The organism is Pseudoalteromonas sp. TB41, from assembly GCF_000497975.1.
GTDB classification, from domain to species: domain Bacteria; phylum Pseudomonadota; class Gammaproteobacteria; order Enterobacterales; family Alteromonadaceae; genus Pseudoalteromonas; species Pseudoalteromonas tetraodonis.
Map to the genome: position 1 here is coordinate 1 of NZ_AUTH01000037.1, position 23,254 is coordinate 23,254.

The following is a 23,254-nucleotide window of genomic DNA, read 5'->3' on the forward strand; positions in this document are numbered from 1 at the left end:
TAGGGGCTGTTGATCTTTGTAGTACATATATCAATCAGCCCACATTGGTAGCCACATCATAGTAAATGCTAAAGCGAGCATTGAATGATAATTTCGTTCAAGCTTTTCATACCGCGTGGCTATCCCTCTATATTGCTTAATACGGCCAAATGCATTCTCAACCAAGTGCCGATATTTATACATGCACCAGTCAATATCTTCATTGCCTACTAAACTGTTGCCCTTACGTGGAATAACGGGTGTAGCGTTATTATCACGAACAAACGCTCTCAGTTTTTCACTGTCGTAGCCTTTATCTGCGACAACCATATTACTTGTTGGGCAATTAGCTACGAGTGACTCTGCATGGACGATATCATGCGTATTTCCACAGGATAATTCATAATAAACAGGCAACCCTCCGCTATCGACTGCAAGATGAATTTTCGTAGAATTTCCACCTCGGCTCTTTCCAATTGATTCATTGTCAGCAGTTCTTGCACCGCAACTATGTTGATGAGCCCTGACAATACTGCCATCAATGAAGACCCAATCCATGTCCGCATCACGAGATAATGCGCGAAACAGTTCATTCAAAATCCCTTTTTTGGACCATAAATTAAACCGTCTGTAGATAGCACTCCAACGGCCAAAATCAGAAGGTAAATCTCGCCATGGAATACCTGTGCGCATCTTATACAGTATGCCTTCGAGCGTTTTTCTATGGTCGGGCTTATTATAAATTCGACCACTTAAGTACATTACTTTTGATAAGACATTCCATGTCCCGTCTGTTAGCATTAATCTTGGCATGTAGGTTCGGTGTAAAGTTTTCTGGCGAATTCAATTATACCTTATCTTCATGCTGTTTGTTTTTCATACCACAAAGATCAACACGCCCTAGTAAACGCCATAAATTAAAGAAAATACAATCATATGGGCTAATTTTTTCAACAATGTGCTCATTCGTTATACTTTAATATTATTACTATATTCATTTTAATTCTATACCATAGCGAAAGCGTATTTTGTTAACGTCTTACAAAGCGTTAAAGTGCCGCGCTAATTCACAGCTATAAAAGAGGGTACTATGTCGCTTGCTGTATTATTAATGTTGGCATTATTTGTCGGTTTGCTGTTCGCGATTTATCTTTTTTCGCAAAAAAGCAGCTCTTTATCTCGTACCGTTTTATTTGGCTTAGTGCTTGGTAGCACCTTTGGCTTAGCCCTACAGTTTTTGTTTGCCCACTCTCCAGAGACGATTAAAGAAATACTCAGCTGGGTAAGCGTGGTGGGTAAAGGCTATGTCGGTTTATTAAAAATGATCATCATGCCATTGGTATTAATTTTTATGATTGCCGCAGTGGTAAAGCTCGAAAACCAAGGCTCTTTAGGTAAAATATCATTTATTAGTATTTCTGTTTTACTCTTTACCACAGCAATTGCCGCTTTGGTGGGTATTGCTGTCACCTATGGATTTGACCTCAGTATTGAAGGGCTTGTTTCGGGTACCCGAGAAGCCGCTCGAATGGACACCCTACAAAGCAAAGCTGCGAATGTAGCCGACTTAAGCGTGCCGCAAATGCTACTGAGCTTTATTCCTGAAAATCCCTTTGCTGATTTAAGTAATCAACGTTCAACCTCTATTATTGCCACGGTTATATTTGGTGTCCTTGTTGGTATAGCTGCACGTAAAGTAATGCTGGAAAAAACAGAACTTGCCAGCCCAATTCGTAACGGTGTAAACGCCCTACAAGCTACGGTAATGAGCTTAGTTCGCATGGTGATTGCACTAACGCCTTATGGTGTTGCGGGCCTAATGGCAAGCGTCGTGGCAAACTCTAGCAGTAACGATATTTTAAATTTACTTGCCTTTATTGTTGCCTCGTATGTAGCTATTTTATTGATGTTTGTTGTGCATGGCTTATTGCTTAGCTTTGTGGGTGTAAATCCAAAGCATTATTTTGAAAAAATCTGGCCAGTACTGACCTTTGCATTTAGCTCACGTAGCTCAGCGGCCTCCATTCCTATGAATGTCGATGTGCAAATTAACCAGTTAAAAGTACCTCCGGCAATTGCAAACTTATCGGCTTCTTTTGGTGCCACTATTGGTCAAAACGGCTGTGCTGGTATTTATCCTGCGATGCTCGCAATGATGGTTGCGCCAAGTGTGGGGATAGACCCACTTACATTTGAGTTTATTTTACCGCTAATTGGCATTGTGGTTATTAGCTCGTTTGGTATTGCAGGTGTTGGTGGTGGTGCTACCTTCGCAGCGTTGGTTGTATTGCCTACCATGGGATTACCTATAGAGGTTGTGGCTTTACTTATTTCTATTGAACCCTTAATAGATATGGCACGCACAGCACTCAACGTATCGGGCTCTATGACCTCAGGTGTGATCACCAGTAAATTAATGAAAAATCAATAACACAGATTTTAATCTAATAGCCCAGCCTACGCTGGGCTTTTTTATGTCTGCCACTTTCAAAGCTCTTTAGTGATTTGTTTATTTAATCATTTAACTTTAATAAATCATTTTTATAGATTGTATCAATCGGTTTATTTCGCACACGGTTTTTAGCCCCTCTACTATACTATTCGCACTGCTTAGTCATTCAAGCTTGGTAAACAACAACTTGAATGGAGTAAAAGCTCACTAATTTTTAAATTATTAGATTCTATTTTTAATAATAGTAATACGCTTTGTATATAACGAAATTCGTTAACTTTAAGGAAGCTGACAATGAAAAACCGATCATTTACTAAAAAAGCACTTGTTGGATTTATAAGTATGGCACTTATGTCTGGCTCTGCTTTTAGCCAAGAAAAACCACAAATGTCTAAGCCACAAGGTGCTGTTGGCATGGGTGAGGCTAAAATGGGCGCAACCAGAACAAACCAATTTTGGTGGCCAGATCAACTAAACCTATCTCCTCTTCGTGATCATGATCTACGTTCTAACCCTTATGGTGCAGACTTTAATTATGCAGAGGCATTTAACAGCCTAGATTTAGACACAGTAAAAAGTGATATTGACGCCCTACTTACGCAATCTCAAGACTGGTGGCCAGCGGATTTTGGTAACTATGGCCCATTTTTTATTCGTATGACATGGCACAGCGCAGGCACCTACCGTACGCTTGATGGCCGTGGTGGCGCAGGCGGTGGTCAACAACGTTTTGAACCGCTTAACAGCTGGCCAGACAACGTAAGCCTAGATAAAGCACGCCGTTTACTTTGGCCAATTAAACAAAAATACGGAGAAGCACTTTCATGGTCAGACTTAATCGTATTAGCAGGTAACGTTGCTCTAGAAAACATGGGATTTGAAACCTATGGTTTTGCCGGCGGGCGAACTGACGACTGGGAACCAGACATGGTTTACTGGGGTCCAGAAGTAGAAATGCTTGCCAGCGACCGTGAAGATGCCAGCGGCAAATTAGAACGCCCATTAGGTGCAACGCACATGGGTTTAATTTACGTAAATCCTGAAGGCCCTAAAGGGGTTCCTGATCCAATTGGGTCAGCTAAGAATATTCGAGTTGCGTTTTCTCGCATGGCGATGAACGATGAAGAAACACTGGCACTTATCGCCGGTGGTCACACCTTTGGTAAAATGCATGGTGCGCACAAACCTAAAGACTGTGTAGGTGCAGAGCCTGCTGCAGCCGGTATTGAAGAGCAAGGTTTAGGCTGGAAAAACAAATGTGGTAAAGGCCACTCTGAAGATACCGTATCTAGTGGTTTAGAAGGCGCATGGACACAAGCACCTACCCGCTGGTCATCACTGTACTTAAGCAACCTACTTAACTTTGAGTGGAAACAAACTCGCAGCCCTGCAGGTGCCATTCAGTGGATCCCAACGGATGAATCGTTACACAACGCTGTACCTGACGCTCATATTAAAGGTAAGTTTAACGCACCGGTAATGACTACGGCCGACTTAGCATTAAAATTTGACCCAGAGTATCGCAAAATTGCTGAGCGCTTTTTAAATGACCCTAAAGAGTATCAACTGGCCTTTGCTAAAGCATGGTACAAATTAACTCACAGAGATATGGGACCACCACGTAACTTTTTAGGGAAAGAAGTTCCTAAAGAAGACTTAATTTGGCAAGACCCAATTTCAGCAGAGACTAAATCAAACATTGATGCTGGTGCTGTGAAAAAGCTTAAAGCCGCTATTTTAGACTCAAACTTAAGTGTACCTGAGTTAGTACGTGTAGCCTGGGCTTCTGCTGCCAGTTACCGTGACTCTGATATGCGAGGCGGTGCCAACGGTGCACGCATTGCGCTTGCTCCACAAAAGGATTGGGCGGTAAATAATCCGGCCGAAACCGCAAAAGTACTTAACGTATTAAAAGCGATTCAAGCTGACTTTAACGACAGCTTATTTAGCAAAAGCCATGTATCGCTTGCTGATTTAATTGTGCTTGGTGGTAATGTAGCGATTGAAAAAGCAGCCAAAGATGCAGGTTACACAGTAGATGTACCGTTTAATGCTGGCCGTGGCGATGCTACGCAAGCGCAAACTGACGTTAATGCATTTAGTTTATTAGAGCTGCCTGCCGATGGCTTTAGAAACTACTTTGATGCAGAAAAAAGCTATAAGTCGCCAACTGAAATGCTAATAGATAAAGCCGATCAGCTTGACCTAACCGTGCCAGAAATGACTGTATTAATCGGTGGCTTACGTTCACTTGATGCAAACTACAAAGGCACTGATTACGGCGTATTTACTGACAAGCCAGGCACTCTAAATAACGACTTCTTTGTTAATTTATTAGATATGTCGACGGTTTGGAAAAAGTCGTCAGATGCGGGTATTTATCAAGGCTTTGATCGTCAATCAGGTGAGCAAAAGTACACCGCCACTTCAGTTGATCTGATCTTTGGTTCAAATTCAGAGCTGCGTGCAGTTGCCGAAGTATATGCCTTTGATACATCAAAGCAAAAGTTTGTAGAAGACTTTGTTGCGGCATGGACTAAAGTAATGAACTTAGACCGTTAATAACTATTAAGTAATACAACCATAGCGCTGCAATTAATTGCAGCGCTTTTTTATTAAGCTACTTTAAAGCAACCACTCGCTCGCGCAAATCATCGGCATTAACCTTCTGTGCAGCCACCATTTCACCAATGGTGACAGTGACCAACGACCACTTTGGTCTAGGCAATCGCCACTTTGTTTTTCGACTAAACATACTGCCCCATAGTCCATCTAAATGGACAGGAATAACAGGCACCGGTGTGCGCTGAATTATTTTTTCAATGCCACGGCGAAATACATCAACCTCGCCATCTCCACTGAGCTTGCCTTCAGGAAAAATTCCCACCAGCTCTCCACGCTCTAGTGCCTGAGCGATATCGTCAAAGGCTTTATTAAACGCCTTAGGATTTGCTTTTTCACTATCAATTGGAATGGCTTTGGCCATTTTAAACAACCAATTAAGTGCTGGTGAATAATAAATAGGGGCAAACACGACAAACCGAATTGGCCTAGGTGACGCGGCTAAAATAAACATCCAATCAACAAAGCTAACATGGTTACTCACCACCACGGCAGCCCCATCATCGGGCATATTAAGCGTTCCCTTAGTGCGTACTCGATACATGCAAATCGCTAAAATATAAATAATAAAACGTAAGAAAAACTCAGGCACTTTGCTATATATGTACAGCGATATCAGTAAATTAAGCCCTGCTAATAACAACAGTAATTGTGAAATCTCCCAGTGTAAAAGCGTTAGGGTAACAATACTTAAAACAGCGCTGCCCACCATAAATAAGGCGTTTAGTACATTATTGGCAGCAATCACTCGTGAACGGCTATCTGGGTGAGTACGCTGCTGAATAAGTGCATACAGTGGCACCGTATAAAAACCCGCAGCTATACCAATACCAGCCATCCAAATAAAGTGCCAGAGCATATCGCCGGTATTAATCACTTGTTCAAGCGTAAGCAGCGATTCATTAGTTTGGCGATAAAACTCAATGCTTGGCTCTTGGCTTAATAAATATAAAAACAAGCTAATTAAAAGCGCCCCAAAAGGCACAATGCCTAACTCAATACGTGAGCGCGATAGCTTCTCACAAAGTAAAGACCCCAATGCAATACTCAACGAAAACACCACTAAAGCTGAGGTAACCACCAGCTCATCGCCTCCCATTACATGTTTTACATAGTTAGGGAGCGCGGTTAATATCACTGCACCAATAAGCCAAAACCAACTGATCCCCAATACTGATTTACCCACCGACTCGGTTTGTGCGTTAAGCGCATTAAATACACTTTTGGTCGAGGAAATAGGGTTAAGCGATACCTTTAAATTAGCATCATTCGCAGCACTTTTTGGTATAAAACGACTACTCAAATAACCAATAACCGCCAAGCTCACTATCGCGATACTGATATAAACAGGGCCTGCAGCTTGAGTTATATAATAAGTGCCAAATACGGTGCCCAATAAAATAGCCACAAAAGTGCCAGATTCAACTAACCCATTAGCTTTGGTTAATTCATGAGGAGCCACATGCTGCGGTAAAATTGAGTATTTTAATGGCCCAAAAAAAGTGCTTTGTAAACCCATTAAAAACACAGTACCTAACATTAACCAAACCTGCTCGGTTAAAATAGATACCACGCCCACCAGCATTATTGGAATTTCGCAAAACTTTACGATGCTGATCAACTTTGATTTTTCCAACTTTTCTGCAATTTGACCAGCCATGCCCGAAAATAAAAAGAATGGCAAAATAAATAATCCCGCAGCCACGTTAGAATAAAAAGCACCATCGGCCACCGTAGCAGCCTGAAAAATTAAAATAAGGAGGATTGATTGCTTGTAAACATTGTCATTTAAAGCGGAGAAAAACTGTGTCACAAACAGAGGTAAAAACCGTTTACTGCTCAATAAAGCTCCTTGATATTGTTGTTTATTTTCCTTCATTACGGTCTCTTAAAATTAGCTACAGCGTTTAGATTACCACTGTGTAAAAGAAATACGAACCCACTTTTTTAAGTACGTGCTCAAAAATATACCTAATCGCTAACACGCAATAAAAATGATTAACAAATGAACAATGCAACTAAATCTTGCGTATAAGTTGTTTATGAGTTGTAAATAAAACATCTATGTTCTAAAACTAAAAGGTGACTAAAAAAGGAGCATCTTTATGCCAACTACAAACACAATAGAAAAAGACACCAAATTCGCACGTTGTTTAGAGTGCAACAAAGTAAATACATTTGCCGCTTTTCATTGGCTTTCGTTAGCGTTTAAGGATATGGCGCGCGCGCCCATGCTGAGCTTAATTTACGGTTTAATCTTCACACTTATTCCCGTAGCGATTGTTTACTCTGTTGTACTTACCGACAGCCACCTTGCCATACTGCCAGCCACGGTTGCATTTGCCTTAATAGGTCCTGTGTTTGCGGTTGGTTTGTACGATGTGGCTTGGGAGCTTGAAAAAGGCCATAAACCTACTTTAAGCCATTCATTAAAATCGATGTTTCGTAACCCTGTAGGTGAGTGGGGTTTTGCCGTGTTACTTATGGTAATTATGGTTATTTGGATGCGCTTAGCTGCAATTGTTCATGCATTGTACCCAAGCCATGCAAACCCAACATTTGAAGAGCTTTCGGCGTTTTTAACCATAGGCAGTATTATTGGCGGTATTTTACTGGTTAGTGTGTTTTCAATTTCGGCATTTACCCCGCAAATTATGATGGAAAGACGCGTTGATATAATGACTGCCGTGGTTTCTTCAATACATGCAGTTAAAGAAAACTTTGCAGCCATGCTGGTGTGGTCTATTTGTATATTTGTACTTGTGGCACTGGGCTTTGCTGCGGGTGCCGCTGGATTCATTATTATTATGCCACTACTTAGTTACGCTAGTTGGCACGGTTACATTGCGGTTATTAAAACTAAAAAAGAACGTGGTTACGAATAACATTCACCCATCGTCATTTTTTATCACTTAATAAAACGCTTTAGGGTGTTTTATTAAGTGATGCCTGTTTCCCTCCTGTGAATTAAATCTGCAAAAACCTTGATCTCAATAAGGTGCAAAGCTTAAAAAGCGCGCTAATATAATGTGATATACCACACGCTTTATAAAGGAATAAACATGAGTCAAAACGTTGCAGACTTAATGACACCTAACCCATTCTCAGTGAATATAAAAAGTACTTTGCACGACGCACATAATTTAATGAAAGAAAAAAATGTTCGTCACATTCCCGTTATCGACGAAGATGGCGCATTTGTTGGCATGCTTACGCAAAAAATTATGATCGCCAAAGTAATGGGGATCATGGCTACTTTTGGCGCAAATGCACTACAACGCAAAGAAAAACTCACAAAAGTAGAAGATATTATGGTGAGTGACTTTATTAGTGTCACTCCAGCCCAGCCATTATCAGATGTGGTTAAGTTTTTTGTAGAGAATCGCCATGGCTGTATGCCTGTGGTTAGCGAGCAAGGTCAGCTGGTAGGTATTTTAACCTCTTCTGATTTTGTGCGCTTAGCTGCGGCGCTATTATCTTAATTAATAGCACAATAAAAAACCTGCGTTTTGAATTTACGCAAAGCGCAGCTATTTTTATAAACAAATACCTACCCAGAAGCCTCTTCGTATATAGCTAAGTCACTAACAGCCTGTTATGGTAAACAGCTCTTTTCAGCAGTTATTACTAAAAGGTAATTTGTCATATGGCTAATCAATTAAATGTATTGGGAACTCGCCTACAGCTATGTTGTGGCAATGGCGGCTATACTCGCGAAGGGTTTTGCTATGTGCCAGATTCAGACTTTGGTAATCACAGTGTGTGCGCCATTATGACCGACGAATTTTTGCAATTTTCTAAGGCGCAAGGTAACGATTTAATTAGCCCTAATCCTTTGTATGATTTTGCGGGCTTAAAAGCTGGCGATAAGTGGTGCTTATGTGCGATTCGTTGGTATCATGCCATTGCTGCAAATGTTGCTCCTCCTGTTGTACTTGAAGCAACAAACCAAAAAGCGCTAGATATTATTCCCCTTGAAGTATTAAAAGCACATCAATATACTGGGTAATGATTTGAGCGCTCAGCTTGCAATATTAAAGTATTATAACCACCCTTTATGTTTAAAAAATAAATAAGGGGCAAAGCCCGACAGCAACATAATGCCAATTGCAAATGGATAACCCCATTCCCATTGTAGCTCAGGCATTATATTAAAATTCATACCATACACACTAGCCACTACTGTAGGCGGTAAGAAAACCACTGAGGCAATAGAAAAGGTTTTAATAATTTGATTTTGTTCAATATTAATAAAGCCTTGTGTTGAATCCATCAAAAAGTTCACCTTGTCGAACAAAAAGGTACAGTGCGACATTAAAGTTTCTATATCGAGTACAATTTCTCGAAGAGATTCGCGCTCGTCATTTTGCGCGCCTATACGGCGTATTAAGAACGAAATATTGCGTCGCGTATCCATTAAACATAAACGCACTTTACCATTAGCATCTTCTAAGCGAGCTATGCGACCAACCGCCTCTTCTAAGTCTGAGTTATCTTCTTCAAGTACATAAGCACTGAGCTTCTCTAATTGATGATGCATGTCTTCGAGCATATCCGCGTGGTTTTCAACTTTTTGATCAAATAAAGTGATTAATAATTGTTTTGCTGTATCGCATGCCACCTGACCTTTTCGCGCTCTTAAGCGCAGTAGTCTAAAATCAGCCAATTCCTCATCACGAATAGTAAGTAAGCAATTGTTTTGCAACAAACAAGCTACCGTTACAGTATTAAATCGCCCTTCATTAGGTGACATAAACAATGCATGCACATGTAAACCTTCATTATCGATAAAGCACCTTGACGACGTTTCAATCTCTTCTACATCTACCGAATCTGGAAAAGTTATATTGAGCGTTTTTGCAAGCGCATTTTGCTCCTGCGGTGTTGGATTAATAGTATCAATCCAATGTGCATTCTTTATGGATACTTCAACAGGGGTATCAGGTAAAGGCTCTAACTCTTTGATCACTCCTTGCTCGATGGAAAAAAATCTCAACATACACTTCTCCTTTAATGAATCTTTAAGTTGAGTATATGTAACAGGACATTAATCAACAATGATAATACCTTCATTATAACCACTATAAAGGGCACGCTATTCGCTAACACTTTAAAGTACTGCTGTTTTGCAGAATTTACAAAAAAGTGCATATTTTTCATATGCACTTAATCTTGCTGCTTTATCAAGTACTATAAATAAAAATTAAACTGCTATTTTTCAGTTAGTTAAAACTATGTCACTATCGGCATGACGATTGCTTCTATAAATACAAGAGGTGTTCGTTATCGCAATTTAAATACTCACTAGAGTAAAGCGAGCACTATTTTTGAAATAGTAGGAGGAATCATGAGTAACAGTAATAATGCAAATAAAGTCGCTGAATTTACCGCTCCCGGTGTAGAAAACGAATCAGCAAATAAAGCAATATCTGTACTAGAAAATCGCATGGTAGCGCTAATTGATTTACAGCTAACTTTAAAACATATTCATTGGAATGTAGTAGGTCCAAACTTTATTGGCGTACATGAAATGCTAGACCCACAAGTAGAAACCGTCCGTGAAATGACCGACACCATAGCAGAACGTATTGCCACTTTAGGCGGCGTCCCAGTTGGCACACCAAAATCGATTGTTGAGCGTCGTACATGGGAAGATTACGCCATAGGTAAAGGCTTAGTAACTGAACACTTAGCCGCATTAGACAAAGTATATAACGGCGTTAACGGTGATCACCGTAAAGCCATAGAATCACTTGCTGAGCTTGATCCGGTATCTGAAGATATGATCATTGCGCAACTTGCAGAGCTTGAGCAATATCAGTGGTTTGTTCGCGCCCACATAGAATCATCTACTGGTCAATTGAACAGCTAATTTTTAAAGCAGTCATTTGACTTACAAAGCCCAGTAACTTGCTGGGCTTTTTTGTTTTTAAACTATATTCCTCTTATTAATATACTAGAAATCCCCCTATTTAGCGCATCTAACACGTTTAGTTACTATACTTATTATTAAAGAGAACTTACTATCGACTCCTAATTATTAGCAGGGAATTTGAAGTGTTGTCGCGTCTATATAGCTTTATGCCAGGTTTACACACCTTATTTAATTATCAACGCCAATGGTTTGCTGATGATGTGAGGGCGGCATTATCGGTTGCAGCCGTTGCTTTACCTGTTGCTATAGCTTATGCGCAACTTACAGGCGTTAATGCTGCAGTTGGCCTGTATTCTTGCGTATTACCTATGATGCTTTATGCACTTTTTGGTACCTCTAAACAGCTTATTATTGGCCCTGATGCCGCAACATGTGCGGTTATTGCTGCAGTTGTTACTCCACTCGCTGCAGGCGATAGCTTTAAACATTGGCAATTAGTGATCACCATGACCGCAATGACCGGTTTTTGGTGCTTTATTGCCAGCCGCTTTAAGCTAGGTGTATTAGCCGACTTTTTATCTAAACCAATTTTAATGGGGTTATTAAACGGTGTGGCTATTACCATTATTGTTGGTCAGTTTTCTAAAGTATTTGGCTTTACCTTTGATGAGCGCTACTTGCTTGAGCGTTTAGGTGGCGTTCCTACGTATTTATCGCAAACTCATATTCCCACCTTACTAATGGCTTTATTTACCCTCGGCGTTTACTTTGTGTTAAAGCGCTTAAAACCTACATGGCCAGCCTCTATGTTTGCCATTGCACTAGGTGCGGTATTCGTTTGGTTATTTAATTTAGAGCAGTTTGAAATAAAAACCATAGGCACAGTAACCGGTGGTTTGCCTGTGTTTAACACCCCAGTATTTGACGTGGGTATTATTCGAGAACTTGTTGTACCGGCACTCAACTTAGCCATAGTTAGCTTTGTCAGCATGATGCTAACAGCGCGAAGCTTTGCAGCAAAGAATGGCTACGACATCGATGCCGATAAAGAATTTAGAGCCTTGGGCATCGCTAATTTAGCGTCAGCATTATCACAAGGCTTTGCCGTTAGTGGTGCCGACTCACGCACAGCCGTAAACGACGACTCTGGCGGAAAAACCCAATTAGTTTCGATTATAGCTGCCGCTATTATTGGCGTTATCGCTCTTTTTTTAACGGCGCCGCTTGAATTTATTCCCAGTGCTGCACTCGGGATTGTATTAATAATTGCCTCTGTTCACCTGCTTGATTTAAAGGCAGTCTGGCAATTAAAATTTAAAGATAAGCAGGCATTTTACTTAGCCTCAGCCACACTTTTTGCTGTGCTGTTTATTGGTGTTATACCAGGAATTACCCTTGCTGTATTACTAGGGTTATTTCAATTTATTCGAACTGTTATGCGCCCATCAGACACCATTTTAGGTGTGGATATAAAAGGCGTAGTAAGAAGCTTAGACGAAACAGATAAAGCCAAAGCAGTACAAGGGGTTTTTATATATCGCTTTAATTCTCCTTTAACCTATTTTAATGCCAGTTATTTTAAACGCCGCTTGTTAGAGCAATATGCAAGACAAAAAGACGACACACAATGTGTCATTATTGATGCTGTGCCCTGCTTCACTCATCTTGATTTAAGCGTTATGGCCATGCTCGCAGACCTAGATGTGATATTTAAAAAACGAGGTATTCGATTAGAGCTAGCGGGAAGAAAACGCCAGCTACTTTCTTGGTTTAAAACCGCTGGTATCGCCTCAGGTAAAGACGGTATTTATATTCATTCAGACTTATACATTGCCTTACAAAAAAACAGCGTCAGTCAGCATGTCGACGAGGTTACGATGTTTCAATCGCAAAACTCCGAAGAGATAAATGCAGGTAATAATTAGGGTTATTATTTTTCCTCAACTACACTAGGGTCTGTTGACCTTTGTGGATTAAAATTTGTTCAAACTAGGGGCGGTTTAATCGCGGCGCGAGGTTTGTAACCTAGTGGGCTAAGTAAAAACCGAGTAATAAAGAGTAAATCGTCCCTAGGCAGAACCCTTCGGGCAGCGCCTGTTTGGCATTGATGCTACGTTATCGCCTATTTATGGGGAATAACCACACCACATAGGCTCTGTCTTGCCTAAATACCAAACAGACTGCTGCAAATTTAACCTTGAAAGGTCAACAGACCCTAGATGAGTCATTTATTGTGAATGACTCTTTATAAAAACAATAGAGTGTTCAAGCATTTTAATAAATCAACACTTAATAATAAGCGTAGCCTTATTGCCTTTTCTTGCTACTTACTAAACCTTAAAAATACAAACAATAGCCAGATGCAAATATCATACAGCGCAGTAAATACATAGTTTAGTCGCTAATGCGGTCGCTTTTAGTTTTAGCTAATTAGCCATAAGTTGTTTATGGCTATGGTTTATCAATTGCCGCACACTAAACCAATGAAAGACAAAGGAGCTACCATGAAATATACATTAATAATTTTATGCTTAATTGCACTTGCAGGTTGCGATAGAGGCGTTGATTCTCCAAGAGGATTTAGCTTACCAGAGGGAAATGCTGAAAAAGGTAAAGCCGTTTTTATAAAGTATGAGTGTTTGGCATGCCATACACTTGCAGGCGTAGAAGATGACAGTATAAAAAAACATGACGATATTTCTATCAGACTAGGCGTTAATAAAACCAAAATAGTCACTTATGCTGAGTTAGTTACATCGGTTATTAACCCTTCTCACCGCTTTTCAAGGCCTTACAGAGCTGATGCTAGAACCCCCGATGGAGCATCTAAAATGACGGTATTTAACGACACCATGACCGTTTCTGAACTCACTGATTTAGTGACCTTTTTACAACCAAATTATAAGCTTATTCCTTATCATAGAACGAAGTACTCTGATTACAAATAAATACTTATAAGTAAACATCAAAAAAAAGCCGTTATTAAACAACGGCTTTTTATTATAGATTATGGATAACCCTATTCAGCATTAACCATGTCTTCAAACTTCATACCGGTTAATTTAGTCAGTACTTTAATTACATAAACAAAAATACCAATGAGCATGAGCATAGACGGAATAGCAATTACCGGATAACTCAGTAACGTCATTTCGCCAAGCTGTTCGTTAAATTCAACGGAGCCTGCAGGGCTGGTAACAATCCATTTAGCAAGGATGTAATTCATCGTAGATGAAAACACAAAGGTCAGCGCTAAGAGGTAATTAGCATTGGTGATTTTTTGTTTAAAGCTTTGTGTATTGCCTCGTGCATCTAAGGCATCGTAAATAGTATCTAGCTTAAATAAAAGTGAGTTTAATAAAAGTTTGGCTAGCAGGGGTTTACCAAAAAAACCCGACATCAGCACGGTAAAACCAATGATTGCCGGAATAGCTGCTTCTTTAATAGCTAACCACTCAACGTTTAGCTCAAACAAGGCAATACCACCGGTAAGCAAAGTACTTAAAAAGCCTAAAAGCGAGATGAAGTTTAATGAGCCAGCTTTAATAAAATCATAAATCCCATAGCTAATGGGGAATATAAGCGCGACAATTAAACCAGCCACACTGCCTAAATATTCAGGGCCAGAAAACTTCATTAAAATGACTGAAGGGATGATGATATTAAAGACTATTTCGATAAGCGGATTATTTTTTTTACGCTTATTTGTAGCTTGATTATTACTGGTCATTTTTAGTTCCAAAAAATATTACTGCTGCCATTAATTTCCCCTAATGTGGAATAAATAATGCTAAACATTGCTTCTTTGCATAATACCCGCAATACGCTCGCTATTCTAGCATGGCACTTAGTCATATTATTTTATTATGTCGCGCTTACTCTGCAGTAATATAGGTATAAATTGAGGCGTTAATTAAATCACCAGTCGTATTTTCAGCCCTCAAAGACTATATTAAAGCTACAAAAAATAAATTAGTTTAAAGTCATGCTCAGTAGTAAGTATTTATCTACATCGTACTTTTGGTTATTTTTATTGATGGTTTGTGTGCATCAAAAGGCCGCTGCCAAACAAATTATTGCTGTTGCCGAATTAAGTGGACTGTTTCAACACGCTGCTAATAATCAACACCAAGGGGTTTATCATGCGTTATTAACCAAAGCACTCGCAGATACAAAACTGAGTGATCAATACATAATTGAAGTCATGCCAATGAAACGCGCTAAGCTTGAGTTTTTAAAACAAACTGTTGCTTGCTATGCACCAGGTGAGGACACCTTTGATGGCTCAGAAGGGATTACATTACCTAAAAACATTTTACACAGCACACCTTTTAACAAAGCACTGATCAAAGTGGTTTCTAATAACCCAAAGCGAGTTATTTCAAACGTAGGCCAAATTAATAACAGCGATATTATTAGCATTGTTCGAGGGGTGCCCAGTAGTCGTGAGCTAGATAGAATAAAAGAAAAAGCCAAAATAGTAATTGAAGTAAATAGCGAAATGGAAAGCTTACAACTTTTATTACTCGGGCGAGTAGACTTAATATTAGCGTTTTACCCCGATATTAACTTTGCCTATAAAGCGTTAAATATACACCCCCATCTACCCTATAGTAATAACTACTCACCGGTGAGCATTAACGATAATATTATTTGCCACCCAAGCTATAAAAAAGACTTTGAAAAAATAAACAAAAAAATTACCGAATATCTGCAAAACGGTGAAATGAAAATATTATTAAATGATTATTTTATTCATTAACCTCTATTTAAAGCCTGCATAGGGTTGCGCCATATAAAACTCCCTTTTACAGCTTGGAAAACCTTCTCGCTTGCTCTAGTATCTAGTTGTCTTAGCTCATAATTTGCATTTTAATGAAATCATTTCCGTCACTGTACTTTGCCAATTTATTTTTAATTATTGGTACCGGTTTACTTACTACCTATTTAGCGCTTTATTTAGGTAAACAAGGCACGTCTACGTTTTGGATAGGCTTAATGACCTCGTGTTATTACCTTGGCTTATTACTGGGTTCAAAACTTGGCTATCATCTTATTAAATCGGTAGGTCACATCAGAACCTTTGCCGCCAGTACTGCTGCAGTGACAGCCTGTGTGGCTGCTCACGGCGTGAGTGATAATCTTTATATATGGTTAGGCCTTAGGCTTTTTGTTGGCTTAGGTATGATGTGTAATTACATGGTGCTAGAAAGCTGGCTGAATGAACAGTCAGCCCCCGAATCACGCGGCCGCGTATTCTCGTTTTATATGATCACTTCATACTTGGGGATGATTTTAGGGCAATTAGCGCTCGCACAATTTCCTGAGTTAGGTTATGCGCCGCTATTTTTAGTCTGCATGGCGTTAGCAATCGGTATTATTCCTATTTCTATCACCCGCAGAATTCACCCAAAACCCTTAAAACCGATAAAAATGAGCCTATTTGATTACGCTAAAAAAGTGCCACAATCGCTTACTGCGGTGCACTTTGCAGGCATTATCAATGGTAGCTTTTATGGTCTAGCACCTATTTTTGCTAAGCTATCAGGCTTTAACGCCGCTGAAATTGCTATTTTTATGTCGCTAACTATTTTAGCCGGCCTGCTAGCCCAGTGGCCAATGGGCATGCTTTCTGACCGTATTCGCCGTAGTTTATTAATTCGTACTAATGCCATAGCCATAGGCATTGTGAGTTTGGCATTGTTTTTATTACCAAGCTCACAGTTAATTGCTTACATACTCACCTTTATATTTGGTTTGTTTGCCTTTACTTTATATCCGCTTTGTTCGGCATTGGCCAATTCGCGAGTTGAAGACGAAGAACGCGTAGGCGTGTCATCAGCGTTATTGGTTGCTTTTGGCGCTGGTGCGGCAATAGGCTCAACAGTTAACGCACAGATCATGAGCTACTTTGGTCACCAAGCATTGTATGCGTCTATTTCGCTATTAACCGTAACCATGTATTTATTACTCACGTTTATTAATTCTAAACAAAAAGTAGAGCAGCCTGAACCCAGTGATTATGTAGTCGGTACGTCCGATGTAACTAACTCGCCACTGGCAGCAACTATGGATCCCCGTATTGAAGAAACCACCGCACAAGATCAAATGTTGGTTGTGGATGACGAAGAAATAGATGATGAGTTTTTTGAACATCCCCAAGGGGAGCTGTTTAAAGATCTTCACGAAGATGACGTGAAAAATTAATTTTTACTGCTTTTAAGTGTTTTAAAAAACACGCTAAGCAAACATCAATTAAGGGAGTCATTATACTCCCTTAATTGTTTTAGATTTTAAGCAAACCCTGTTTCAATATCTCGAAAAGTCCACTTGCCATTTGGATCTGCAATATCAATTAACTCACATGCCTTTTTATTCCATGCAGCCAAGCAAGTAATATAGTTTGTTAGTTGATGATACGCACGATCAGGAGCATCAGGGCGAATTCTCGACATAGTAAACCCTGAATAAGTAGCACCACTACCTACCCAGCTCACAATTGAAGAAGCAACGCTGCCACCAGGAACAGCAAAACCAACTGTTGTGGTAACAAGGCCTAAAATAGTTGCCGCTTTCTCAACACTATTACCTGTTTTCATAATATCTTCGTTTATCACTGGGTGTAATAAAGCTAATAAGTTGATTGCTTGGGGCTGATTTGAAGCAATAGCAACATCGTTAGATGTTTTTGCAACACTACCAGGTGCTGAAGCTCCCCCACGCATAGCTGGAAGTAAGCTATTAAAAGATTTTTGACTATTATTGCTGGTAGAAAAAACAACGGACTGTGTCGTTAAGCCACCGGCTTTAACACGCTTTTGATCCCTAGGAGTTACAGTAGATTTATAGGTGCGTTGTAAGCGGCGATAAACCGCTGCGCTGCACTGCGTCATTTGGATTGCCAAAGCGGCTTGCTCTTTAAAAGCTCGCCCAATAGCGCGCTCGGAAAGTTGAGTTAGCTGCGCTTTTTTCTTCAGCACATTTTGACCAATGATAATATCCACAAAAATATCCTTATTTATTATATGATAAGCCCGATTCTAGCATAATGCTAATCAGAGATAACAGCTCAAAAAGCAAAACTTTATTGGCTTATCTGTGGCTTAATATCGCTTAAATCTAAATGGATAGTCATTTCAAAATTCTCAGGCTGTACAGCAACATCACTTAAACCCGTTCTCGCAAAATAATCTTCAAAGTCTTGCTGATATTTAGCCGAGAACTGCGTATACGCGGTAATAAACAAACTTAGCTTTTTAGCTATTATTGGATAGGTAGCGGCAAGTTCCCGCAATTTTTCAGGTTCAGCAAAGGCAAATTCAGCATAAATATTAAAGTCGTTCTCAATATTAGTTTTACCATATCTAGATAAAAATCCATTTTCATAATCAGGTCCTACATTTCTATCTTGCGTTAAAGCCTCATAGTTCGAGGATGCAGGCTTCCACTCTTTTGGCAGCAAAGCTTGCCATGCAAATATAACGAAAGGTGAACGTATATAAATTAATGAACTTAATTCATGGTGAACCCCTTTCAATGAGTTTTCGAAGTTAAAGTTGGTGCCATTTTGATCTGAAATATTTACTAATATTATGGAGTTGCTTGAGTATGTCCCACCCGCTTCAGCTCCTTCCATAAGCATAGGACCAGAGAGGTAAATAGCGTCAATTACTTCAGTAACAAACCCTTGAGGATAGGTCGTTAATGCGGCCTCAATACCATCAAGTGACTCAGAAGAATCTGCAAGCGTAGTCATTTCCATTTCAAGAATTGGAGGCTCTCCATCACTGACTGCAAATTGTTCAGGAAAAAATAAACGAGGTTCACCAGCTTGAATGTCTACTTGGTATGTTTTGGATAAACGATTTGCTTGATCTGTTTCATTTTCTAAATATGAACAGGCACTAACTAATAATAAAAAAACAAACATTACTTTTTTCATTTATAAAATCCCTTCTAATGAGCATGCCTGAATAATGCCGCCATTATTGAGAACGAAAGTTTAACAACAGCAGGTAAGCAACTTAAAGCTCTCATTTCATCTACCTAGAGCAAACAAAATAGAAAATAACAGGCAAACCTTAAAATAACTACATTCTTTTAGCCAACCCAAAATAAAAAAATCAAGAGACCTTTTACATAGGTTAAATACTACCCCTGTATTTTTAATTAAATTTTAAAACTATTTAACCCCTTTTCTATTTGCCAGCCGTTATAGCCCTGAAACAATATAATAAGTTAATTTGGAGCGGCTTATGCACACACTTGAATTCCCTAAAAACCCCATGTTCAAAACATCAACAGCTGTTATTGGCGGTGCTGCGATGACCTTTATCGCATTTGCCTTTATGCAATACTTAATTAGTGGCGAGCAAAGAGCACCTATAAAATTGGGTGATGATATTACTGTTGAGATTTTTCAAGCACCAGAAGATAAACAAACCACGCATATTAAAAGAATACCGCCACCACCCACACCTAAAATGCCGCCTAAAGCACCACCACGTGTAACACCTAGTAATGAGCCAATAACAGCAATAAGCACAGCACCACCCATAGTAATTGACAGGTTTGGTGACGATATGAAGCAAACACTTGCCCGCCCTACGGGAGATGCTTCACCCATTGTGCGTATAAATCCTAAATACCCAACTAGCGCAGCACGTGATGGTATAGAAGGCTGGGTGCAACTTAGCTTTAATATTTCACCCACAGGTGAAGTCATTGATGCCACAGTAGTAAATGCCGAGCCAAAACGCATATTTGATCGCGAAGCACTTCGCGCTATTAAACGCTGGAAATATCGTCCAAAAATAATTGAAGGTGTGGCACAATTACAAACAGGTCAAACCGTACAGCTTGATTTTAAATTAGACAGTTCGCAGTAAAGGAATAAGCGCCTATGCTATTGAGTATTAAGTCATGGTTATTTGAAGCGCCAAGCAAAGACTGCATGGCGCGGTATGCAAAAAGTGGCGACAACCGCCACTTAGAGCAGCTTATTACCTTATACAGTAACGATTTATATCACTACCTAGTTACCCAATCTAATACACATTTAGCATACGACGTAAGCCAACAAACATGGCTAAAGGTTATTGAAAAGCGCCACCTTTACCAAGCACAAACTACGCCTAAAGCCTGGTTATTTCGACTTGCACGTAACACTCTGATAGACGAATACCGCAAACAGCAACACTTTGTCGAGCTTGACGAAAACAGCCAACGGCTTGCACAAAATAACAATCAAAGTGAATTAACAAGTAGTGATTCGCATATAGGTGACACACACATAAGTTACGAAGCATTTAACACAGCGCTCAAGCAACTTAGCTTTGTGCAGCGCGAAGCCATCACCTTACAACAAGAAGGCTTTAGCCTTGCCGACATAGAGCTTATAACGCAAAGCAACGCCCAAACCATAAAAACAAGACTGCGCTACGCCAAACAAAACCTAAAACAATTATTAGGAGATTATAATGAACAAGCCTGATGAGCAGTTTGATGAAAAGCTCACACAACATTATAACGAGCGAAAAGCACGTACCAGCCTTTCGCATGCTCAACAACAGAAGTTAAAACACAGCGTAGCTCAAAAAAAACCTAAAAAGTTAGGCTTTGCCCTGCAACTCACAAGCCTTACCTGCGCATTAGGCTTACTGGCTTTTATAGTGCTCGACAGTAACAACGTGATAAATACTGCCCCTAAAACCGTATTAAACACCATAGACATACACGACTACTCGTTTATAACAACGCATGAAATAGATCAAACAGGTAACTACGCAAGCACTATAACGCAACAAAAACGAGCGCTCGACACCCAACTAGCAAACGACTTACGCCGCCATCAACAACACCATATAGAATACGGCACGCTCGTAAAGGTCGACAACGACTGGTACATAGCCAGCTGCAATGACGAGGTACTGGTACACATTAAACAATCACTGCTCAGTGATTTAAAAGGAAAGCATGCAGTTGAAAGTAATATCAATACCGGCGACATGCTCGCTATGGCACATAACGGCAAAGGGCAGATTGTAGGGCTTAAACATGCGGGGGTTGGGGTTAGGCAGTGTGGGGCATAAAAGTAGTAGTAACATCTACGCTTAAAACTAAGTTTTTAATTTAAAAAGCTATGTAATTAAACTTACAAATTATAATTAAAAACTACAATTATCACTCGCAAACCAGCGAGTAAAACACTTAATATAAAGTATCATATTCAAATAAAATGAATTTAATATGAAAGAGATTTTACTAGATCATAACCAAAAAAATTATTGTATTTATCCTCGTTTAGAGATTGGTAAAAATACATCAGAGTGTAGGTTTTGCAAGTCAAGATCTGCAACGTACAATAACCTATCTCACTCTCTGCCTGAGCTTTTAGGAAATAAAAGTATCTTCACAATAAATGAGTGTGATAAATGTAACTCTATTTTCTCTGACTTTGAAAATCATTTAAGCCGCTTTATCCCTCCTTCTTTCATAACACAGATCAAAGGTAAAAAGGGCTACAGTAATTCTTATGTTAAGGGTGGCGGAAAAATATTTGCTACAAGTAATTTCATAGAGGTAAAAGATGAGCCAGACATATTTTCAAAAGAAGTAATTATATCAAATCAAAAATTCTCAAATGTTAAAGTCTACAAAGCACTCCTTAAGTGCTTAATATCTTTATTACCGGAGTTTTTCAAGTTAGTTGTCGCATCAAATTAAATTTTATGCCGCCCGCATTGCTTCTTTTTTCTCTGGATTTAAATTTACTTCATTGGTCATTGTCCAATCTCTAGATTTTCCTGACCAACGAATTGGATTCTGCAATTTCGCTATTTCATTTACTCGGTGACGGTTCGCTAGTATCGCTTTATCTAATCCTAAATGACGCTGGTTTGGCGTGACAAATTTAATACCGCTGTGCAAGTGCTCATCGTTGTACCAATCAACAAATCCGTTAACCCACTTCCTTGCACTACCGATGCTTTCAAAGGCTTTTTCAGGGTATTCTGGGCGATACTTTAACGTCTTAAATAGCGATTCAGAATAAGGATTATCATTACTCACTGACGGTCGGCTAAATGAAGGCACAATACCTAACTCCTGCAATGTTGCCAATAACGTTGCCCCTTTCATTGGACTGCCATTATCCGAGTGCAACGTGACTTGATCTGGCTTTACCTGCTCTCGCCTGCAAATATCTACCATTAAATCAGCCGCCAGTGTGCTTAGCTGTGTGTCATGAACCTGCCAACCAACTATTTTTCGACTATAAATATCCATCACTAAATATAAGTATAAAAACTGACCTTTAACCGCTGTTGGCAAATATGTGATATCCCATGTATAAATTTCGTTTACACGTGTTGCCTTGAGCGCTTTTGGTTTTTTTATCTTTTTATTTGGTTTAACTTTTTCTCTGTGTGTTAATAATTTATGTGATTTCATAACACGATAAAACGAGCTTTCTGATGCTATCCACACACCTTTATCTAATAGTTTAGGGACTATCTTGCTGGGTGGTAAATGTCCGTATTCTATTGAATTTACTGTCTTAATAATACGCTGTTGCTCTAATTCAGTTAGCCTGTTAGGTGGTCGCTTTATCGTACTCGTTCGCTTATCTGTCATATCATCAGCTTCAATCCAGCGTTGAATTGTTCTTGCCGTTAGACCAAGTAACTCACATGCTTTTGCTTGCCTTGCCCCTGATTTCTGCGCGTCGGTAATGAGCTTTATCAGTTCATGACGTTCAGTTGAGCTGGTTAATCGTCCTCGTTGAAACCCCAAAGCGCATCCGCTTTTTTTTTGAGTACAAGTAGAGCGGCAGTTTCAGCTAAGGCCTTATCTTTGCGATTCAGTTCTTTTTGCAGTTGCTTTATTTCTTGCTTAAGCTGTTTACTGTCTGACTTTACTGTTTTATTTGAAGGTGGTGTTACTAAATCTTGCTTCCACTGTTTAATATGATGCGGGTAAAGCCCCTTAGCACGGCAATATTCATTAAGAGCTGCTTCATCTAAACTCGCACATTCAATAATGGCATTAAGCCTTTCTTCTAAGCTCCAGTCATGAGGGCGTTTTTCTGTTGTCATGTGACTACCATTATTTTTAGTTTCAAGTTCATGTTTTTTAGCAAGCGTAATCCATCGTTGCAAGGTTGAATAACCGATGCCTAAATCAAACGCAATATCTTCTAGGCGAACATCATCACATTGAGATAATGCTTTTTCAACAGCTTGAACTTTAAATTCTTGTGTAAATCGACGTCTCATTTTATTGCCTCTATTAAAAGTTAGAGGCGACAACTATCCTGACACAGGGGG

At 39.6% G+C, this 23,254-nt stretch carries 21 protein-coding genes; 14 read left to right on the forward strand and 7 right to left on the reverse strand.

What is annotated here, in order from left to right; all coding sequences use genetic code 11:
• Positions 1-30: 30 nt before the first annotated feature.
• Complete coding sequence (locus L641_RS0106035; protein ID WP_024600859.1) at positions 31-792, reverse strand: IS5 family transposase; 762 nt, start codon at positions 790-792, stop codon at positions 31-33.
• Positions 793-1,069: 277 nt separating this feature from the next.
• On the opposite strand from L641_RS0106035, the gene L641_RS0106040 reads away from it, so the two are divergent.
• Both L641_RS0106040 and katG read left to right on the forward strand, forming a co-directional pair.
• Positions 1,070-2,410, forward strand: a complete 1,341-nt coding sequence (locus L641_RS0106040) for an L-cystine transporter (protein ID WP_024601432.1) — start codon at positions 1,070-1,072, stop codon at positions 2,408-2,410.
• Between the two features lie 315 nt (positions 2,411-2,725).
• Positions 2,726-4,993 (forward strand): catalase/peroxidase HPI, encoded by a 2,268-nt coding sequence (gene katG / locus L641_RS0106045; protein WP_024601433.1) that lies wholly within the window; start codon positions 2,726-2,728, stop codon positions 4,991-4,993.
• A 58-nt stretch (positions 4,994-5,051) separates the two neighbouring features.
• Here the strand turns inward: katG and L641_RS0106050 are convergent, their stop codons facing one another.
• Positions 5,052-6,932, reverse strand: a complete 1,881-nt coding sequence (locus L641_RS0106050) for an MFS transporter (protein ID WP_024601434.1) — start codon at positions 6,930-6,932, stop codon at positions 5,052-5,054.
• Between the two features lie 226 nt (positions 6,933-7,158).
• Between L641_RS0106050 and L641_RS0106055 the strand changes: the two genes are divergently transcribed.
• The 3 genes from L641_RS0106055 (at position 7,159) to L641_RS0106065 (ending at position 9,062) form a co-directional block, all read left to right on the forward strand.
• Complete coding sequence (locus tag L641_RS0106055; protein ID WP_016900498.1) at positions 7,159-7,938, forward strand: DUF2189 domain-containing protein; 780 nt, start codon at positions 7,159-7,161, stop codon at positions 7,936-7,938.
• 177 nt (positions 7,939-8,115) lie between these two features.
• Positions 8,116-8,535, forward strand: coding sequence for a CBS domain-containing protein (locus L641_RS0106060; RefSeq protein WP_024601435.1), 420 nt, complete (start codon positions 8,116-8,118; stop codon positions 8,533-8,535).
• Positions 8,536-8,699: 164 nt separating this feature from the next.
• Positions 8,700-9,062 (forward strand): DUF2237 domain-containing protein, encoded by a 363-nt coding sequence (locus L641_RS0106065; protein WP_016900500.1) that lies wholly within the window; start codon positions 8,700-8,702, stop codon positions 9,060-9,062.
• Between the two features lie 33 nt (positions 9,063-9,095).
• On the opposite strand, the gene corA is transcribed toward L641_RS0106065, so the two are convergent.
• On the reverse strand, positions 9,096-10,052 hold the full coding sequence (gene corA / locus L641_RS0106070) for a magnesium/cobalt transporter CorA (protein ID WP_024601436.1): 957 nt from the start codon (positions 10,050-10,052) through the stop codon (positions 9,096-9,098).
• 348 nt (positions 10,053-10,400) lie between these two features.
• Here corA and dps point away from each other — a divergent pair, with 348 nt between their 5' ends.
• From dps to L641_RS0106085, 3 genes are all read left to right on the forward strand, one after another.
• A complete protein-coding gene (gene dps, locus L641_RS0106075; RefSeq protein WP_016900503.1) occupies positions 10,401-10,925 on the forward strand; it encodes a DNA starvation/stationary phase protection protein Dps in 525 nt (174 codons plus the stop codon).
• Positions 10,926-11,110: 185 nt separating this feature from the next.
• Positions 11,111-12,853, forward strand: a complete 1,743-nt coding sequence (locus L641_RS0106080; protein ID WP_024601437.1) for a SulP family inorganic anion transporter — start codon at positions 11,111-11,113, stop codon at positions 12,851-12,853.
• Between the two features lie 579 nt (positions 12,854-13,432).
• Positions 13,433-13,876: a c-type cytochrome gene (locus L641_RS0106085; RefSeq protein ID WP_024601438.1), complete on the forward strand. Its 444-nt coding sequence runs from the start codon at positions 13,433-13,435 to the stop codon at positions 13,874-13,876.
• 71 nt (positions 13,877-13,947) lie between these two features.
• Here L641_RS0106085 and L641_RS0106090 read toward each other — a convergent pair whose 3' ends face one another.
• Complete coding sequence (locus L641_RS0106090) at positions 13,948-14,658, reverse strand: VC0807 family protein (RefSeq protein ID WP_016900505.1); 711 nt, start codon at positions 14,656-14,658, stop codon at positions 13,948-13,950.
• 255 nt (positions 14,659-14,913) lie between these two features.
• On the opposite strand from L641_RS0106090, the gene L641_RS0106095 reads away from it, so the two are divergent.
• Together L641_RS0106095 and L641_RS0106100 are read left to right on the forward strand one after the other, a co-directional pair.
• On the forward strand, positions 14,914-15,690 hold the full coding sequence (locus L641_RS0106095; protein ID WP_024601439.1) for a hypothetical protein: 777 nt from the start codon (positions 14,914-14,916) through the stop codon (positions 15,688-15,690).
• 113 nt (positions 15,691-15,803) lie between these two features.
• Positions 15,804-17,135: an MFS transporter gene (locus L641_RS0106100; protein ID WP_016900508.1), complete on the forward strand. Its 1,332-nt coding sequence runs from the start codon at positions 15,804-15,806 to the stop codon at positions 17,133-17,135.
• Positions 17,136-17,221: 86 nt separating this feature from the next.
• Here L641_RS0106100 and L641_RS0106105 read toward each other — a convergent pair whose 3' ends face one another.
• Positions 17,222-17,932 carry a hypothetical protein gene (locus L641_RS0106105; RefSeq protein WP_010387555.1) on the reverse strand — a complete coding sequence of 237 codons (711 nt, stop codon included), beginning with the start codon at positions 17,930-17,932 and terminating at the stop codon, positions 17,222-17,224.
• Positions 17,933-18,012: 80 nt separating this feature from the next.
• Positions 18,013-18,870 carry a hypothetical protein gene (locus L641_RS0106110; RefSeq protein ID WP_024601440.1) on the reverse strand — a complete coding sequence of 286 codons (858 nt, stop codon included), beginning with the start codon at positions 18,868-18,870 and terminating at the stop codon, positions 18,013-18,015.
• Between the two features lie 313 nt (positions 18,871-19,183).
• On the opposite strand from L641_RS0106110, the gene L641_RS0106115 reads away from it, so the two are divergent.
• The 4 genes from L641_RS0106115 to L641_RS0106130 all read left to right on the forward strand — a co-directional run bounded on the left by L641_RS0106115 (position 19,184) and on the right by L641_RS0106130 (position 21,653).
• Positions 19,184-19,816: an energy transducer TonB gene (locus L641_RS0106115; protein WP_024601441.1), complete on the forward strand. Its 633-nt coding sequence runs from the start codon at positions 19,184-19,186 to the stop codon at positions 19,814-19,816.
• 14 nt (positions 19,817-19,830) lie between these two features.
• The gene (locus L641_RS0106120; protein ID WP_024601442.1) at positions 19,831-20,421 is read left to right on the forward strand and encodes a sigma-70 family RNA polymerase sigma factor; all 591 of its coding nucleotides are present in this window, start codon (positions 19,831-19,833) and stop codon (positions 20,419-20,421) included.
• Entirely contained in the window at positions 20,408-21,019 is a 612-nt protein-coding gene (locus L641_RS0106125) for a hypothetical protein (protein ID WP_024601443.1), read from the forward strand. Before L641_RS0106120 ends, L641_RS0106125 begins: the two co-directional genes overlap by 14 nt.
• A gap of 157 nt (positions 21,020-21,176) precedes the next feature.
• Positions 21,177-21,653: a hypothetical protein gene (locus L641_RS0106130; RefSeq protein WP_024601444.1), complete on the forward strand. Its 477-nt coding sequence runs from the start codon at positions 21,177-21,179 to the stop codon at positions 21,651-21,653.
• Between the two features lie 3 nt (positions 21,654-21,656).
• Here the strand turns inward: L641_RS0106130 and L641_RS0106135 are convergent.
• Positions 21,657-23,203, reverse strand: a protein-coding gene (locus L641_RS0106135; RefSeq protein ID WP_139016074.1) for an IS3 family transposase whose coding sequence is annotated in 2 segments (ribosomal slippage) — positions 21,657-22,723 and positions 22,723-23,203 — 1,548 coding nt in all. Because the reading frame shifts where the segments join, the coding sequence is not laid out codon by codon here.
• Positions 23,204-23,254: the final 51 nt, after the last annotated feature.

Excerpts from the sequence above, each read along its gene's own strand:
- L641_RS0106035 (WP_024600859.1), bottom strand. The coding sequence starts at position 792 with ATGCCAAGATTAATGCTAACAGACGGGACATGGAATGTCTTATCAAAA.
- L641_RS0106040 (WP_024601432.1), top strand. The coding sequence starts at position 1,070 with ATGTCGCTTGCTGTATTATTAATGTTGGCATTATTTGTCGGTTTGCTG.
- katG (WP_024601433.1), top strand. The coding sequence starts at position 2,726 with ATGAAAAACCGATCATTTACTAAAAAAGCACTTGTTGGATTTATAAGT.
- L641_RS0106050 (WP_024601434.1), bottom strand. The coding sequence starts at position 6,932 with ATGAAGGAAAATAAACAACAATATCAAGGAGCTTTATTGAGCAGTAAA.
- L641_RS0106055 (WP_016900498.1), top strand. The coding sequence starts at position 7,159 with ATGCCAACTACAAACACAATAGAAAAAGACACCAAATTCGCACGTTGT.
- L641_RS0106060 (WP_024601435.1), top strand. The coding sequence starts at position 8,116 with ATGAGTCAAAACGTTGCAGACTTAATGACACCTAACCCATTCTCAGTG.
- L641_RS0106065 (WP_016900500.1), top strand. The coding sequence starts at position 8,700 with ATGGCTAATCAATTAAATGTATTGGGAACTCGCCTACAGCTATGTTGT.
- corA (WP_024601436.1), bottom strand. The coding sequence starts at position 10,052 with ATGTTGAGATTTTTTTCCATCGAGCAAGGAGTGATCAAAGAGTTAGAG.
- dps (WP_016900503.1), top strand. The coding sequence starts at position 10,401 with ATGAGTAACAGTAATAATGCAAATAAAGTCGCTGAATTTACCGCTCCC.
- L641_RS0106085 (WP_024601438.1), top strand. The coding sequence starts at position 13,433 with ATGAAATATACATTAATAATTTTATGCTTAATTGCACTTGCAGGTTGC.
- L641_RS0106090 (WP_016900505.1), bottom strand. The coding sequence starts at position 14,658 with ATGACCAGTAATAATCAAGCTACAAATAAGCGTAAAAAAAATAATCCG.
- L641_RS0106095 (WP_024601439.1), top strand. The coding sequence starts at position 14,914 with ATGCTCAGTAGTAAGTATTTATCTACATCGTACTTTTGGTTATTTTTA.
- L641_RS0106100 (WP_016900508.1), top strand. The coding sequence starts at position 15,804 with ATGAAATCATTTCCGTCACTGTACTTTGCCAATTTATTTTTAATTATT.
- L641_RS0106110 (WP_024601440.1), bottom strand. The coding sequence starts at position 18,870 with ATGAAAAAAGTAATGTTTGTTTTTTTATTATTAGTTAGTGCCTGTTCA.
- L641_RS0106115 (WP_024601441.1), top strand. The coding sequence starts at position 19,184 with ATGCACACACTTGAATTCCCTAAAAACCCCATGTTCAAAACATCAACA.
- L641_RS0106120 (WP_024601442.1), top strand. The coding sequence starts at position 19,831 with ATGCTATTGAGTATTAAGTCATGGTTATTTGAAGCGCCAAGCAAAGAC.
- L641_RS0106125 (WP_024601443.1), top strand. The coding sequence starts at position 20,408 with ATGAACAAGCCTGATGAGCAGTTTGATGAAAAGCTCACACAACATTAT.
- L641_RS0106130 (WP_024601444.1), top strand. The coding sequence starts at position 21,177 with ATGAAAGAGATTTTACTAGATCATAACCAAAAAAATTATTGTATTTAT.